Raw genomic sequence first — 16094 nt, forward strand, 5'->3', positions numbered from 1 at the left:
GCCCAGCCCAAACACCGGCGCAACCGGCAAACTCCATTCGCGAGCAAGCTCGCTCCTACAAAAAGCAAAAAGCCAAAAAGCAAAGGGCCGGCACCACGCCAGCCCCCTGCCCTCACCCCAGCGAACTCAGCGCTTGCTCACCAGGTCCTTCGGCAGCTTGAAGGTCCAGATCATCCCGCCCTGGTCCAGGTCCTTGATGCGCTTGGCCACCTCGCCGCCCCACAGCGGCACGGCGCCGCCCCAGCCGGAAAGCACGGTGACGTACTGCTCGCCGTCCATCTCCCAGGTGATCGGCGAGGCGATCACGCCCGAGCCGGTGTTGAACTCGTAGAGCTTCTTGCCGGTCTTGGCGTCGAAGGCCATCAGGTAGCCCTCGGGGTTGCCGGTGAACACCAGGTTGCCGTGGGTGGCCAGCACGCCGCCCCACAGCGGCGCGTAGTTCTCGTAGCGCCAGACCTGCTTGCCGGTCTTCGGATCGATGGCGCGCAGCACGCCGATGTACTTCTCGTTCAGCGGCTTGATGGTGAAGCCGGCGCCCAGGTAGGCCGCGCCCTTCTTGTAGGTCACGTTCTCGTTCCACATGTCCATGCCCCACTCGTTGGAGGGCACGTAGAACAGGCCGGTGTCCTGGCTGTAGGCCATGGGCATCCAGTTCTTGCCGCCGAGGAACGACGGCGAGACGAACACCGAGGTACCCTTGGTAGCGTCACCCGGCGCGCCGGGGCGGTGGGCGTCGTCGTAGATCGGCCGGCCGTTCTCATCCAGGCCCTTGGCCCAGGTGACCTTGTCGACGAAGGGGAAGCCGCGGATGAACTTGCCGTTGGTGCGGTCCAGCACGTAGAAGAAGCCGTTGCGGTCGGCGGTGGCCGCGGCCTTGATGGTCTTGCCGCCGTCCTTGTAGTCGAAGGACACCAGCTCGTTGACGCCGTCGAAGTCCCAGCCGTCGTGGGGGGTGGTCTGGAAGTGCCACTTGATCGAGCCGTCCTCCGGGTTCAGCGCCAGGCGCGAGGAGGAGAACAGGTTGTCGCCCGGGCGCAGGTGCGAGTTCCACGGCGACGGGTTGCCGGTGCCGATGAACAGCGAATCGGTGCTCGGGTCGTAGTAGCCGCCCAGCCAGGGCGCGGCGCCGCCGGTCTTCCACAGGTCGCCCGGCCAGGTCTTGCCGGCCTCGCCGCCGGAAATGCCGTTCTCGATGGCCTTGCCGTCCTTGTACACGTAGCCCATGTGGCCTTCGACGGTCGGGCGGCTCCACAGCAGGTTGCCGTTGCTGGGGTCGTACGCCTCGATCTTGCCGACCACGCCGAACTCGCCGCCGGCCACGCCGGTGATCAGCTTGCCCTTGGCGATCAGCGGCGCGGCGGAGATGGAGTAGCCGGCCTTGTAGTCGGCCACGGTCTTCTTCCACACCACCTTGCCGGTGTCCTTGTTCAGCGCCACCAGCTTGGCGTCGAGGGTGCCGAAGATCACCAGGTCGCCGTACAGGGCCACGCCGCGGTTGATCACGTCGCAGCAGGGCATGATGCCGTCGGGCAGGCGCGCGTCGTACTGCCAGAGCTTGCGCCCGGTGCGCGCGTCCACGGCGAACACCCGCGAGTAGGAAGCGGTGACGTAGATCACGCCGTCCTTCACCAGCGGCTGGGCCTGCTGGCCGCGCTGCTTCTCGCCGCCGAACGACAGCGCCCACACCGGGCGCAGCTCCTTGACGTTGTCGCTGTTGAGGGTCTTCAGCGGGCTGAAGCGCTGGCCCTGCTGGTTGATGCCGTTGACCACGATCTGGTCGGTGCGCTTGGCGCTGTCACTGATGTCCTGGTCGGTAACCGCGGCCTGGGCGCCCAGGCTGGCCAGGGCGAGTGCGGCGAAGAGCGCGCTGCGCGCGAAGGAAGGGGTGGGACCTGCATGTCTCATTGCGGCTACCTCTGCGGATTTGTTGTTGTACCCGGGAAGTTTTCCCGGTCTGCCGCAGATTCTTGGCCCGGTGCGGTGGGCCAACAATTGACCGCTTTGCCGAATTCCCTAGTTCCTTGGTAGCAATACCCGAACCTCGGCGCAGGTGTAGCGGGCCTGGTGTAGGGCGCATAACGCCTACGGCGTTATCCGCCGTTTGGCCTCGATCCCCGGCGGCTTCGGGGTTGGCCTTGGCGTTGGCCATGGCCTCGGTGTATCGGCGTATAACCGCGAACGGTTATACGCCCTACGCGAGCCGGGGCGGCTCATTGTTGATCGATACGCGGCAGGGCCTTCTGTTCGTAGCGCGGGTACAGGTGGGTGACGCTGCGGATCAGCTCGTAGCGCGTCAGGCTGATGCCGGCGAAGCGTTCGGGGATGGGGGTGCGCAGCAGCTCGTTCATGTCCGCGCCTTCGCGGGTGCCTTCGCGCATCACGCTGTCGAGCCAGCCGAGGTAGTCGCGCATCTGGGCGAAAGGCTTGGCGTCGGTAGCGATGGGGCCGTGGCCGGGCACGATCAGCTTCCAGGGCAGCGCCTGCAGGGTATCGAGATCGGCCAGCCAGACGTCCAGCCCCGGGCTGTTGGGCGTGGTCAGGGCGCGCTCGTAGAACACCAGGTCGCCGGCGAACAGCACCCCGGTGGTCTCGTCGAGGATCGCCAGGTCCGCCCCGGTGTGGCCACGCAGGCCCAGCAGGCGCAGGCGGTGCGTGCCGACCTGCAGCTCACCCGGCTCCACCGCCTGCGTCGGCAGCACCACCTCGGTGCCGCGCATCCAGTCGCCCACCAGGCGGTACATGTTTTCCGCCATGGCGTTGCCCTGTTCCTTCAGCAGCTTGCTGGTGCCGGCCAGCGCACCTATGGGTACGTCGGTAAAAGCCTGGTTGCCCAGGACGTGGTCCGGGTGGTGGTGAGTCAGCAGCACCTGCTTCACCGGCTTGCCGGTGGTCTGCTGGATGACCGCGCGCAGCGCCTCGCCGTAGCGCCGCGAGGGGCCGGTGTCGATCACCAGGATGCCGTCGCCGGTGTCGATGAAGGCGACGTTGACGATGTTGCCGCCGTTGTCCTTGGCGAAGTTCTCGGTGCTGCCCTCCACCAGCCAGGTGCCCGCGGCGATCTGCCGGGGTTGCAGGTGGTACTGCAGGTCGGCGAGGACCTGGGTGCAGAGCAGCAGCAGGAAGGTCAGCAGGTAACGCATGGGCACCTCGCGGGCGGGCCGGCCGCCTCAGAGGGCGGCCTCGAATTCGTTGCCGTTGTTGTCGTGCAGGAACAGCTTCGCGTGGGGATGGCCGCGCAGTTCGAAGCTGAAGCTGGGGTTCTCGCTCACCGCCGGGAACAGGTCCAGGCGCGCCAGCACCTCGCCCTCGGGCGTGCGCAGTTCGGCGTGGTCGAGGTAGAACTCCGGAATGCCGCCGACCAGGCCGTTGTCCATCGGGTGGTCCACCTTCAGGCGCAAGCGCGTGTTCGGCCCGCGGGAAAAGGCGCCGCCGTGCACCTGGCCCAGGCGCTGCTCCCAGCCGGCCTGGGCGCGCACCACGCTGGGCGCGGTGCAGCCGCCGCCGGCGGCGTCGACCCAGGCCGAGCCCACGTGCCACACACCGTCCTCGCCGCGCAGTGCGGCGCGGATGGCGGTGGCCTGCTCGATGCGGATGCGCACCGCCAGCAGCGCCTCCAGGTCCTTGCCCGGGTAGAGCGTCAGCACGTGGGGGATGGGGTTCAGCTCGGCCCACAGCACCAGGCGCTCGTAGCGCCCGGGCAGCTGCCGCGCGTCCACCTCCACCGGCACCTGCCGCGAGTCCTCGGCGAAGGGCGGCACGCTCAGCTTCACCCGCTCGTCGAAAACGAAGGGCCCGCCGCCGAGCAGGCGCTTGTGGTGGTAGTCCCACATCACCGAGGGCACCGGGTCGCCCTCCACCGCCGCGGCCAGCAGCGGCAGGCCGCACAGGCCCAACAGCAGGCTACGTCTGCGCATCCCTCCTCCTCGTGCTATTGCACGTCCTGGTACAGACCCGGCAACTCGTAGCGCACGCCGTAGCCGGCGTAGAGCTTGGCCAGCTCGCCGCTGCGCACCAGCTCCTCCAGCTCGCCGTCGAGGGCGTTGGACAGCTGGCGGTTGCTCTCGTGCACCGCCATGCCGATGTCCCAGTCCGGCTGGCCGAGGCTGGGGTAGGTGTTCTCGGCGTTCTTCAGCTGCTCGTCATGGGCCTGGGCGCGCATCCAGTCCAGCTCGCCGCGCAGCGCCATCACCGCGTCCACCTTGCCGCCGCGCATGGCGTCGAAGGCCGCCTGGGTGCTGGGGAAGTGCACGGTCATGGCGCTGAGCTGGCCGCCCAGCACCGAGGTCAGGTAGAACGAGGGCACGCTGTCCAGCTCCACGCCGATGCGGTGCTCGCGGAACGCCGCGATGGTGTCCACCTGCGGCAGCCGGCGGGCGTCGTTGACCACCTGCCAGCGCTCGCGCTGGTAGGGGCCGAACATCACCACCTGGTCGTTGGCCAGCTCGCCGACGTCGTTGCGCTTGTTCGAGTAGTCGCGGTCGTAGGGCACCCGCAGCATCACGTCGGCGACCACGCCCGGGCGCAGGTAGTGGCCCTTCCAGATGAAGTTGCGCAGGTCGTCGTCCAGGCGCTCGCCGGGGATCACCCAGAGGAACTCCGCGCGCAGCCCCAGGCCCTGCGCCAGGCGCGTGGCCAGGTCGACGTCGATGCCGTGGGGTTGGCCGCCCTGCATGTAGCTGTAGGGCGGGAAGTTCTGATAGACCGCCACCCGCAGCACGCCGGAAGCGACCATGTCTTCGTAGGGCCGGACCTTGGCCTCGGCCTGCCCCAGCATCAGGAGCAGGCCGCACAGCAGGCTGAGCAGGCGCATGGCGGCGTCACTCGTCCACGTGCACGCTTTCCAGGTAGCTGCGAATCGCCCACAGCCCTTCCTGGCTGATGTAGTCGGCCATCTTCGGCATGTACACGGCGCCATCGCGCACCGCGCCGTTGATTACCCGTTCCTTGAACCACTCGTCGCCCTCGGCGCCCAGGTCGAGCTTGCGCAGGTCGGGGGCGATGCCGCCGGACTTGGCTTCCAGCCCGTGGCAGCGCGCGCAGTTCTGGTTGTAGGCGGAGGAGCCGATCTCCACCGCCAGCTTGTGGTTGGCGTAGGGCTCGCGGTACGGGTTGGTGTCGCGCCACTCCTTGCCCAGGGGCTCAAGGCCCTTGGTATCCACCGCTTGCGGGGTCACGTTGCCGTGGGCCAGGGCCAGGGCCGAGACACTGAGGCCGGCCAGCACCAGCAGGCCGCGCAAGGAGTTCTTCTTGTTCATCACTTCATTCCTCTGGGGTAGGACAAGGCACGGGCGCCACCGGGGCGCTCCTCGACCATGTTAGGAAGCCCCGCCCGCGCCCCGAATGCTGCTTTGGATGTCCCCGCCTACTCCCTTCGTACTAGGGCGCAGGGCTGCCGCGCCAGCGCCTTCGGCAGCAAGCCCAAGTCATGCCCCGGCCGGGAACTTGTCCCGGCCGATGCGGGAGCTTTTCCGTTTCCGCCACCGCCGCCGGCTCCCACCATGGAACCGCCGCGGCCCGAGCAGCGGCCCGCCGTTTCTCGACCCAACACAAAAAACGGGAACCCGAAGATGACAACAAGAACCTCACCCGCCTCTTCACCCAGCTCTGCCGGCCCCCTGCGCCTCGCCCTGCACAGCCTGACCCTCGCCATCGCCCTGGGCGCCGGCGGCGCCGCGCTGGCCAAGGACGTCAGCTGGGACGACATCGCCAACGACCACAAGACCACCGGCGACGTGCTGCAGTACGGCATGGGCACCAACGCCCAGCGCTGGAGCCCGCTCAAGCAGGTCAACGCCGACAACGTGTTCAAGCTGACCCCGGCCTGGTCCTACTCCTTCGGCGACGAGAAGCAGCGTGGCCAGGAATCCCAGGCCATCGTCAGCGACGGGGTGATCTACGTCACCGCCTCCTACTCGCGGCTGTTCGCCCTCGACGCCAGGACCGGCAAGCGCCTGTGGACCTACAACCACCGCCTGCCCGACGACATCCGCCCGTGCTGCGACGTGGTCAACCGCGGCGCCGCCATCTACGGCGACAAGATCTTCTTCGGCACCCTCGACGCCTCCGTCGTGGCGCTGAACAAGAACACCGGCAAGGTGGTGTGGAAGAAGAAGTTCGGCGAACACGGCGCCGGCTACACCATGACCGGCGCACCAACTATCGTGAAGGATGGCAAGACCGGCAAGGTGCTGCTCATCCACGGCAGCTCGGGCGACGAGTTCGGCGTGGTCGGCCGCCTGTTCGCCCGCGACCCGGACACCGGCGAGGAAATCTGGATGCGGCCCTTCGTCGAAGGCCACATGGGCCGCCTGAATGGCAAGGACAGCAGCGTCACCGGCAACGTCAAGGCGCCGTCCTGGCCGGACGACCCCAACTCCCCACCGGCAAGGTCGAATCCTGGAACCATGGCGGCGGCGCGCCCTGGCAGAGCGCCAGCTTCGACGCCGAGACCAACACCATCATCGTCGGCGCCGGCAACCCCGGCCCGTGGAACACCTGGGCGCGCACCGCCAAGGGTGGCAACCCGCACGACTACGACAGCCTGTACACCTCCGGCCAGGTCGGCGTGGACCCGAGCACCGGCGAGGTGAAATGGTTCTACCAGCACACCCCGAACGACGCCTGGGACTTCTCCGGCAACAACGAGCTGGTGCTGTTCGACTACAAGGCCAAGGACGGCAAGATCGTCAAGGCCACCGCCCACGCCGACCGCAACGGCTTCTTCTACGTGGTGGACCGCAGCAACGGCAAGCTGCAGAACGCCTTCCCCTTCGTCGACAACATCACCTGGGCCAGCCACATCGACCTGAAGACCGGCCGCCCGGTGGAGCGCGAAGGCCAGCGCCCGCCGCTGCCGGAACCGGGGCAGAAGCACGGCAAGCCGGTGGAAGTCTCGCCGCCCTTCCTCGGCGGCAAGAACTGGAACCCCATGGCCTACAGCCAGGACACCGGCCTGTTCTACGTGCCGGCCAACCACTGGAAGGAGGACTACTGGACCGAGGAGGTCAACTACACCAAGGGCAGCGCCTACCTGGGCATGGGCTTCCGCATCAAGCGCATGTACGACGACCACGTCGGCAGCCTGCGCGCCATGGACCCCACCAGCGGCAAGGTGGTGTGGGAGCACAAGGAGCACCTGCCGCTGTGGGCCGGCGTGCTGGCCACCGCCGGCAACCTGGTGTTCACCGGCACCGGCGACGGCTTCCTCAAGGCCTTCGACGCGAAGAACGGCAAGGAGCTGTGGAAGTTCCAGACCGGCAGCGGCATCGTCTCCCCGCCCATCACCTGGGAACAGGACGGCGAGCAGTACATCGGCGTGACCGTCGGCTACGGCGGCGCCGTACCCCTGTGGGGCGGCGACATGGCCGAACTGACGCGCCCGGTGGCCCAGGGCGGCTCCTTCTGGGTGTTCAAGCTGCCCAGCTGGGACAACAAGACCGCCAGCCGCTGAGCCCACCGACCGCGCCCCCAGGGGCGCGGTTTTCCATGCCCCGGGAGAACGCCATGAAAACCATCACCCTGCTCGCCGCCCTGCTGCTGGTCGGCCTGGCCCACGCCAACGACGAATCCGCCGACACCGACGACGCCACCGTCATCGCCCACTGCCGCATCGAGCCCGGCAGCCAATGCCCCGGCGCCGACCTGCGCGGCGCCGACCTCAAGGGCCAGGACCTCACCCGCATGAACCTCGCCGGCGCGGACCTGTCGGGCGCCGACCTGCGCCACGCCACCCTGGACCTGGCCAACCTGGAAAAAGCCAACCTGCGCGGCGCCAACCTCACCCGCGCCAGCCTGCAACAAGCCAACCTGCGCGCCGCCGACCTCTCCGGCGCCAGCCTGGTGGCCATCCAGGCCTGGGGCCTGTTCGCCCAGGGCGCCCAATGGCAAGGCGCCGACCTCACCGCCGCCTACCTCGAATTCGCCCGCCTGAGCGGCGGCAAACTGCACCAGGCCAACCTGCGCGCGGCGGACCTGGAAATGACCTGGCTGTCCCGAGCGGACCTGAAGGGCGCGGATTTGCGGGATGCGAACCTGCAGGAGGTGAAGCTGGCGGAGGCGAACCTGGAGGATGCGGATTTGCGCGGCAGCAAGCCGAGGTTCGGGAACTTCCAGGGGACGAATATGCAGGGGTGCAAGGGCTGTCCCGGCGGCTGGGACTGAACGCTACGCTCGAACTCGCGAATGGGGTTTCCCGTAGGGCGCATAACGCCCCAGGCGTTATCCGCCATCGGCCCCTGTGCCAAGGCCACCGGCGGATAACCGCGAACGGTTATGCGCCCTACGAGCCTGACCGCATAGGCAGCTTTAGAGCAGAAAATAAATGCGTCCCCTTTTAGGTCCTCGCTGGAGTACCTGGCGGCCGATGCCGAGCGGTTGTATGCCGCTGCCGAGGATGGCAGCCAGGCGTAGGGGGCGTGATGCGAAGCGTTAGTCGCTGGTGGCGCGTGGCGCTTCGCTTCATATCGGTCCTGTAGGAGCAACTGGCTTGCAGGCAGTGCCGAGGCGCTCTTCGTAGGAGCGAGCTTGCTCGCGAATGGCGCTTCCCGGGCACCGTTAGTGTTTGGATCAACTCCGCCCCTCTCCCCAACCCTCTCCCTGAAGGGAGAGGGGGCCGTTCAGAGCGTGTGGCGAGTTCAGTGTCATCCTGATACGCCTAGCCGCGAACGCGGAAATCCAATAGACAGCCTCACACCGAGCCCCATGTAGGAGCGCGCCCTGCGCGCGAATCGCGGGCAGGGCCCGCTCCTACAGGTTGACGACGAACCTCCCGGCCATGCCGGACAGCCCCCTCTCCCGCTTGCGGGAGAGGGGCCGTTCGGAGCGTGTGGCGAGTTCAGTGTCATCCTGATATGCCTAGCCGCGAACGCGGAAATCCAATAGACAGCCTCACGCCGTGCCCCATGTAGGAGCGCGCCCTGCGCGCGAATCGCGGGCAGGGCCCGCTCCTACAGGTTGACGACGAACCTCCCGGCCATGCCGGACAGCCCCCTCTCCCGCTTGCGGGAGAGGGGGCCGTTCGGAGCGTGTGGCGAGTTCAGTGTCATCCTGATATGCCTAGCCGCGAACGCGGGAATCCAATAGACAGCCTCACACCTTGCCTCTTGTAGGAGCGCGCCCTGCGCGCGAATCGCGGGCAGGGCCCGCTCCTACAGGTTGACGACGAACCTCCCGGCCATGCCGGACAGCCCCCTCTCCCGCTTGCGGGAGAGGGGGCCGTTCGGAGCGTGTGGCGAGTTCAGTGTCATCCTGATATGCCTAGCCGCGAACGCGGGAATCCAATAGACAGCCTCACGCCGTGCTCCATGTAGGAGCGCGCCCTGCGCGCGAATCGCGGGCAGGGCCCGCTCCTACAGGTTGACGACGAACCTCCCGGCCATGCCGGACGGCCCCCTCTCCCGCTTGCGGGAGAGGGGCCGTTCGGAGCGTGTGGCGAGTTCAGTGTCATCCTGATATGCCTAGCCGCGAACGCGGAAATCCAATAGACAGCCTCACGCCGTGCTCCATGTAGGAGCGCGCCCTGCGCGCGAATCGCGGGCAGGGCCCGCTCCTACAGGTTGACGACGAACCTCCCGGCCATGCCGGACAGCCCCCTCTCCCGCTTGCGGGAGAGGGTTGGGGTGAGGGTGCGGAGTAAACCCGAAACATCAGTGCCGCCGGTAAGCACCGTCCACAGTCAGGCCCGGCACGCCATCAGCACCATCAACTCCGCGCCTGCGCCTCCAGCGCCTCTATCTCGGCGATCCGCCATTGCCGCCTTTTGCCTTCCAGCACACCCTGGCGCTGCCATTCGGCCAGCAGGCGGTTCAGGGTTTCCGCGCGTACGCCGAGCTTGGCGGCCAGTTGGCGCTGGCTCAGTGGCAGTTCGATGTTCTGCCCGGCGCGGCGCGGCAGGCGTAGCAGGTAGGTCGCCAGGCGCTGCGGCGCGTTGAAGCCGGCGAGGCTGTCGACGTCGTCGATCCTTGAACTCAGCGCCTGGCCGGCTATGTCCAGCATGTCCAGCGCCAGGGGCGGGTGTTCCAGGCAGGCGCGGCGCAGGTTTTCCCGGTGCAGGCGGCACAGCAGGCTGGGCATGGCCGCGCGGGTGCCCACCGGGTATTGCCGCTGCGGCATGAACATCACGACGGGCGCCAGCAGTTGGCCGCGGCCCACGTGCTGGATCACCCGTTCCTCGCCGTCCATGCCGTAGCGCAGGGTGTCGATGCGGCCCTCCAGCACCACGTACCAGAACAGCGCCGGCTGGCCCTGGTTGAACACCGCCGCGCCCTCCTCCAGCGCGCACAGGCTGGCGTCCGCCAGCAGGCTTTCGCGCAGCGCCTCCGGCTGCGCGCCCAGCAGCGGGTGGCCGGCGAGCAGTTCGCGGGCCAATACCAGGCCGTTCTTGACATTTCTCATTTGATACAAGCCCGCAAAGGTGGATTATTCGCAAATGATAATTCATGTCATTTACAGCGTGCAGCTCTTTTGCTAAGGGCGCACACCATCCTTGGGGGAGGCATTGATCGTGGTTCTGAAGTCCTATCGTGCACTGTTGCTGGCACCGGCCCTGAGCGGCCTGTTCACCCTGAGCCCGCTGGCCCAGGCGGAAGACACCAATAAAGAGCTGGAAAGCCTGACGGTGACCGCCACCCGCTCCTCGGCGGTGGCCGAGGATTCGCCGCGCACCCTGACCGTGATCAGCGGCGAGCAGGTCCGCGAGCGGGTCGGCAGCGGCGGCATCCAGAGCCTGCTGGCGGAAATCCCCGGCATCGAGTTCGCCCGCAGCGGCGGCCTTGGCGGGCAGCTGGTGGTGCGCGGCTTCAACAGCAACTCGGGGCGCTCGATCCTGGCCATCGACGGCGACCGCTACCGCGGCCGCAGCACCCTGGAATTCAACATGATCGACCCGGATTCGATCGAGCGCATCGAGATCATCCGCGGCCCCGCCTCGGCGCTCTATGGCTCCGACGCCATGAACGGCGTGGTCAACATCGTCACCCGCAGGGCCAAGGTCGACCCATCGCAGAGCTTCGAGCTGACGCCGAAGCTGCGCGCCCTGGAATGGAACAGCGGCAACAGCATGGTCGGCGGGCGTGCCGAGATGGTCGGCGGCGGCAACGGCTTCGACGTGCTGCTGGGCGTCAACCAGCGCAGCGCCAGCGACTACTCCACCCCCATCGGCGATGCCGCCAACAGCGGCTACAGCTCGCTCGGCGGCGACTTCGCCATCGGCTACAGCCCCGACAACGATTCGCGCTGGGAACTCTCCGGGCGTTACCAGCGGGTGGTCAGCAAGCGCGCCGGCGGCCTGGGCGCGGCGCCGGGCGAGCCCTTCATGGACGTGCGCGAAGACCCGATCACCGAGCGCTACCTGCGCCTGGGCTACCAGAACTACAACGTCGGCGCCTGGGCCGACAGCCTGGACAGCAGCCTCTACGTGCGCGACTTCGAGACCGACATCTACCAGCGCAACAGCACCGCCGCCACGGTCGACGCCTTCGCCCACATCAAGGTCTACACCCCACCGTCTGGGGCGGCCACCTGACCGCCATGAAGCAGTTGGGCGAGCACAACCTCAGCTACGGCGGCGATTTCTTCAACGAGCGCTTCGACGGCCGCGAGAACAATGCCCGGCGCTACAACCGCAGCACCGGCGCGCTGCTCTCCGACAGCGGCTGGAACCAGATGGAGCGCGATTCCGAGTCGACCAACCTGGGCCTGTTCGTCAACGACGACTGGCGCTTCGACGAACGCTGGTCGTTCACCGGCGCGCTACGCGGCGACATGGTCAACGTGGACATCGGCGACACCTTCGCCGGCGAGGCCGCGAGCCTGGCCAACGCCTACCGCGGCAACACCGACCAGCGCCACTATGCGGTCACCGGCAGCCTCGGCGCGGTGTACCGGCTGACCCCGGCCTGGCACCTGGTGGGCAACCTCAGCCGCGGCTTCCGTGCGCCCTCGGGCAACGATCTGACCATCTCCAGCACCGCCGGCACCCAGCCGACCCTGCCCTCCCCCGACCTCGACCCGGAAACCAACGTCACCGCCGAGGCCGGCGTGCGCTGGTACGGCGAGCACAGCCAGCTGAACCTCACCGCCTACCAGAGCAAGTACAAGGACCTGATCAGCCTGGTGCGCCTGGATTCCACCCTCTACCAGCGGCAGAACGTGGCCAAGGCCACCATCCGCGGCCTGGAGCTGGACGGCCGGACGCAGCTGGCCGAGCGCTGGAGCCTGGGCTACGCCGCCACCCTGACCCGCGGCCGCGACGACAAGACCGACCAGGACCTGCCCTACATCGCCCCGCTCACCGGCAACCTCAAGCTGCGCTACGACACCGGCCACTGGTACGGCGAGGGCGTGGTGCGCGCCTACCAGGGCAAGCACCACATCGACGAGAAGCAGGAGCGCGAGACCTCCAGCTACGCCATGGTCGACCTGTACGCCGGCATCGACCTGGACCGCGTGCTCGGCAACGGCTGGCAGGACTGGAAGCTGATGGGCGGGGTGGAGAACCTGTTCGACCGCGTGGGCCGCAACCCCACGGTGGCCGAGAACCTCGCCTACCCCAACGACCTGGTGGGCAACCCGCTGGTGGAGCCGGGCCGCGCCCTGGTGGTCAAGCTGTCGGTGGACTACTGATGCGGCGCCCCATCGCATTGCTGCTGGCCCTGCTCGGCGCCGTCCCGGCGCTGGCCGCCCAGGTCGTCGACCAGAGCGGCCGCAGCGTGGAGCTGCCGGCGCGGGTCGAGCACCTGGTGGCCATCCCCATCCCGCTGGCGTCGATGATCATGGCCGTGGACGGCGGCCCGCAACGCCTGGCCGGGATGAACTCGGCCAGCCGCGCCGACTTCGAGCACGGCCTGCTCGGGCGCATGTACCCACAGGCGCAGCAGGTGCCCTCGCAGGTAGCCGGCGAAGGCTTCGTGCCCAACGTCGAGGCGCTGGCCGCCACCGGCGCCGACCTGGTGTTCCAGTGGGGCGACCGCGGCGACGACATCGTCCGGCCGATCAGCGCCCTGGGCATCCCGGTGATCACCCTGCGCTACGGCGACAGCGCGCTGGCCGCCGGCTGGCTGCGCCTGGTCGGCGCCGCCCTCGGCAAGCCGGAGCGCGGCGAGCGCCTGGCGCAGTGGTTCGAGGCGCGTAGCCAGGCCATCGCCACGCGCACCTCCACCATCCCCGCGGCGCAGCGGCCGCGGGTGCTCTACCTGCAGCGCACGCGCTCGGGGCTGATCGCCGCCGGCGCCGGCACCAGCATGGACGGCGACATCCGCCTGGCCGGGGGCAGCAACGTCGCCGCCGGCGTGCCCGGCTTCGCCCCGGTGGACGTCGAGCAACTGCTGGTGTGGGACCCGCAGGTGGTGCTGCTGAACAACTTCGAGCCGGGCCTGGCGCCGGCCGAGCTGTACGGCGACAGCCGCCTGGCCGGCCTGGCCGCGGTGCGCGAGCGGCGCGTCTACAGCTACCCCCACGGCGGCTTCCGCTGGGACCCGCCGAGCCAGGAAACGCCCCTGGCGCTGGACTGGCTGGCCAGCCTGTTCCACCCCGAACGGGCCGAACCCGGCCTGCGCCAGCGCATCACCGAGGCCTACCAGTTGCTCTACGGCTATGCCATGGGCCCGGCCGACCTCGACGACCTGCTCAAGCTCGCCGGCAACGGCGACAGCGCCCACTACCGCGCGCTGTTCGCCGGGGAGGCCCGATGAGCCTGCGCCAACGCCTGGCCACGCCGCTGTTGCTGGTCGCCCTGCTGCTGGCCGCGGTGCTCGCCCTGGGCGCCGGGCGCTATGCCATCGAGCCCTGGACGGTGCTGCGCATCCTCTTCGCCCCGCTGTTCGGCGAAGGCGACTGGAACGCCATGCAGCAACGCGTGGTGGAAGGCGTGCGCCTGCCGCGGGTGCTGCTGGCGGCGGTGGTCGGCGCCGGCCTGGCCGGGGCCGGGGCGGCGCTGCAGGCGCTATTCCGCAACCCGCTGGCCGAGCCGCAGCTGCTCGGCGTGTCCTCCGGCGCGGCCTTTGGCGGCGTGCTGGCCTTCCTGCTCGCCGGCGACGGCTGGCCGGTGGTCACCGGCGCGCTGGTCTGGGGCCTGCTGGCGCTGCTGGCGGTCTACTGGCTGGCCGGCGGGCGCGGCAGCCGTGGCAGCAGCACCGTGCTGCTGGTGCTGGCCGGCATCGTGGTCAGCGCCGTGTTCGCCTCCGGCGTGTCGCTGATCAAGCTGGTGGCCGACCCGCAGAACCAGCTGCCGGCCATCGTCTTCTGGCTGATGGGCAGCCTGTCCGCGGCCGACACCGGCAAGCTGCTGATCGCCCTGCCCTGCATCGGCCTGGGCCTGGCCCTGCTCTATGGCCTGCGCTTCCACCTGATGGCGCTGTCGGTCGGCGACAGCGACGCGCGCAGCCTCGGCGTGCCGGTGCAGCGCGTGCGCCTGCTGGCCCTGCTCGCCGTCGGCGTGATCGCCGCCTCCAGCGTGGCGGTATGCGGCGTGGTCGGCTGGGTCGGCCTGGTGGTGCCGCACCTGGTGCGCATGGGCTGCGGCAGCGACCACCGCGGCTTCCTGCTCAACACCGCGCTGGCCGGCGCCACCTACCTGATCCTGGTCGACACCCTGGCGCGCACCCTGACCCAGCTGGAAGTGCCCCTGGGCGTGCTGACCGCGCTGCTCGGCGCCCCACTGTTCGCCTTCCTCATCCGCCGCCTGGGAGGGACACTGCATGGCTGAAGCCGCCCTGCGTTGCCACGACCTGCACCACGCCTACGACAGCCGTCCGCTGCTGCGTGGCCTCGACCTGGCGCTGCCGCGCGGCGCCCTCTGCGCGCTGCTGGGCGGCAACGGCGCCGGCAAGTCCACCCTGCTGAAGATACTGGCCGGCAGCCTGGCGCCCAGCCGCGGCCGGGTGGAACGCCACGGCCGCCTGGGCTTCGTGCCCCAGGAAGTGCACCCGGCGCTGCCGATGACCGCCCTGGAGATGGTCCTGCTCGGGCGCTCCGCCGGCATCTCCCTGCTACGCGCCGCCGGCCGCGACGACTATGCCGCCGCCCGCCGCGCCCTGGAGCGGGTGGAAGCGGCGCACCTGGCCGAGCGCGCCTTCGCCTCGCTGTCCGGCGGCGAGCGCCAGCTGGTGCTGCTGGCCCGCGCCCTGGCCGCCGAGGCCGACATCCTGCTGCTGGACGAACCCACCGCGGCCATGGACTGGCACAACCAGGCCCTGACCCTGCGCCTGCTGGCGGAACTGGCCGGCGCCGGCATCACCCTGGTGTTCAGCACCCACGCCCCGCAACACGCGCTGGAATTCGCCAGCCATGCCCTGCTGCTGTTCAGCGAAGGCGCCCACGCCTTCGGCGAGCCGGCGCAGGTGATGGATGAAGCGGCCTTGTCGCGCCTGTACCGCATACCCGTACGCCGGGTCCGCCTGGACGAGCTGCCGCAGAGCGGCACGGCGGTCCCGATCTTTTCCCAACTCCCTCAGGAGAACCGTGAACAGCCATGAGCAGCATCCTCCACATCCGTGCCGTCTCCCATGAACTGCCGGCCTTCGTCGCGCGCCTGGAAGCGCTGGGCATCGACTCCCTGTCGCTGCGCCAGATGAGCGACGAGCACTTCGCCGGGCGCAGCGCCATCCTCGTCGAGGGCCACGTCGACCAGCGCGCCCTGCTCACCCACCGCGACGCCCTGCGGCGCCACCTGGACGCCGGCGGCACCCTGGTGTTCAACGGCCACCTGGTCTACCCGATCTTCGACGGCCTGGCGGACTTCGTCGTGGCGCCTCGGCGCGGCGTGAAGGAGCTGGAAGTGGAGCGCGTGAACCCGCACCCGGTGTTCGACGGCGTGGACTGCCACGACCTCAGCTACCGCCGCGGCGTCGCCGGCTTCTACGCCCGCGGCGCCAACCCGCCGCCGCCCGGCGCCGTGGTGCTGCACCGCCTGCGCGCCGACGGCTCGCCCATCGACTGGGTATGGCAGCGGCCGGATGGCGGGCAGGTGTTCATGCACAGCGGCAACAACCTCTGGATGTACATCAACGACGACACCAGCGCGGCGCGCATCGCCCCGCAGCTGCTGGACTGGGTGCGCGCCGGCGCGCCCGCCGTCACCTACGCGGAACAGGAGTGAA

Annotated in this window: 13 protein-coding genes and 1 pseudogene; 8 read left to right on the top strand and 6 right to left on the bottom strand. The window is 69.1% G+C overall.

Annotated elements, in window-relative coordinates; genetic code table 11:
• Positions 1–126: 126 nt before the first annotated feature.
• The 5 genes from PKO50_RS18010 to pedF form a co-directional block, all read right to left on the bottom strand.
• On the bottom strand, positions 127–1905 hold the full coding sequence (locus PKO50_RS18010) for a methanol/ethanol family PQQ-dependent dehydrogenase (RefSeq protein WP_275626808.1): 1779 nt from the start codon (positions 1903–1905) through the stop codon (positions 127–129).
• 305 nt (positions 1906–2210) lie between these two features.
• A complete protein-coding gene (locus tag PKO50_RS18015; RefSeq protein ID WP_275626809.1) occupies positions 2211–3140 on the bottom strand; it encodes a quinoprotein relay system zinc metallohydrolase 1 in 930 nt (309 codons plus the stop codon).
• A 27-nt stretch (positions 3141–3167) separates the two neighbouring features.
• On the bottom strand, positions 3168–3914 hold the full coding sequence (locus PKO50_RS18020; protein ID WP_275626810.1) for a quinoprotein dehydrogenase-associated SoxYZ-like carrier: 747 nt from the start codon (positions 3912–3914) through the stop codon (positions 3168–3170).
• 14 nt (positions 3915–3928) lie between these two features.
• Complete coding sequence (locus tag PKO50_RS18025) at positions 3929–4810, bottom strand: transporter substrate-binding domain-containing protein (protein WP_109936271.1); 882 nt, start codon at positions 4808–4810, stop codon at positions 3929–3931.
• A 7-nt stretch (positions 4811–4817) separates the two neighbouring features.
• Complete coding sequence (gene pedF / locus PKO50_RS18030) at positions 4818–5255, bottom strand: cytochrome c-550 PedF (RefSeq protein ID WP_109936270.1); 438 nt, start codon at positions 5253–5255, stop codon at positions 4818–4820.
• A gap of 312 nt (positions 5256–5567) precedes the next feature.
• Here pedF and exaA point away from each other — a divergent pair.
• Together exaA and PKO50_RS18040 are read left to right on the top strand one after the other, a co-directional pair.
• A pseudogene (gene exaA, locus PKO50_RS18035) lies at positions 5568–7450 on the top strand (quinoprotein ethanol dehydrogenase).
• 53 nt (positions 7451–7503) lie between these two features.
• Positions 7504–8160, top strand: coding sequence for a pentapeptide repeat-containing protein (locus PKO50_RS18040; RefSeq protein ID WP_275626811.1), 657 nt, complete (start codon positions 7504–7506; stop codon positions 8158–8160).
• 1539 nt (positions 8161–9699) lie between these two features.
• On the opposite strand, the gene PKO50_RS18045 is transcribed toward PKO50_RS18040, so the two are convergent.
• On the bottom strand, positions 9700–10392 hold the full coding sequence (locus PKO50_RS18045; RefSeq protein ID WP_275626812.1) for a Crp/Fnr family transcriptional regulator: 693 nt from the start codon (positions 10390–10392) through the stop codon (positions 9700–9702).
• Between the two features lie 109 nt (positions 10393–10501).
• On the opposite strand from PKO50_RS18045, the gene PKO50_RS18050 reads away from it, so the two are divergent.
• The 6 genes from PKO50_RS18050 to PKO50_RS18075 are packed head-to-tail and all read left to right on the top strand — an operon-like array spanning position 10502 to position 16093.
• Positions 10502–11521 (top strand): TonB-dependent receptor plug domain-containing protein, encoded by a 1020-nt coding sequence (locus tag PKO50_RS18050; RefSeq protein WP_275626813.1) that lies wholly within the window; start codon positions 10502–10504, stop codon positions 11519–11521.
• A 5-nt stretch (positions 11522–11526) separates the two neighbouring features.
• A complete protein-coding gene (locus PKO50_RS18055; protein WP_275626814.1) occupies positions 11527–12621 on the top strand; it encodes a TonB-dependent receptor in 1095 nt (364 codons plus the stop codon).
• A complete protein-coding gene (locus tag PKO50_RS18060; RefSeq protein WP_109933713.1) occupies positions 12621–13688 on the top strand; it encodes an ABC transporter substrate-binding protein in 1068 nt (355 codons plus the stop codon). The genes PKO50_RS18055 and PKO50_RS18060 overlap by 1 nt, the downstream gene beginning before the upstream one ends.
• On the top strand, positions 13685–14701 hold the full coding sequence (locus PKO50_RS18065; protein ID WP_109933714.1) for an iron ABC transporter permease: 1017 nt from the start codon (positions 13685–13687) through the stop codon (positions 14699–14701). The genes PKO50_RS18060 and PKO50_RS18065 overlap by 4 nt, the downstream gene beginning before the upstream one ends.
• A complete protein-coding gene (locus tag PKO50_RS18070) occupies positions 14694–15470 on the top strand; it encodes an ABC transporter ATP-binding protein (protein ID WP_275626815.1) in 777 nt (258 codons plus the stop codon). The genes PKO50_RS18065 and PKO50_RS18070 overlap by 8 nt, the downstream gene beginning before the upstream one ends.
• On the top strand, positions 15467–16093 hold the full coding sequence (locus PKO50_RS18075; protein WP_275626816.1) for a hypothetical protein: 627 nt from the start codon (positions 15467–15469) through the stop codon (positions 16091–16093). Before PKO50_RS18070 ends, PKO50_RS18075 begins: the two co-directional genes overlap by 4 nt.
• Position 16094 lies beyond the last annotated feature (1 nt).

The organism is Pseudomonas sp. 273 (assembly GCF_029201425.1).
GTDB lineage: Bacteria > Pseudomonadota > Gammaproteobacteria > Pseudomonadales > Pseudomonadaceae > Pseudomonas > Pseudomonas delhiensis.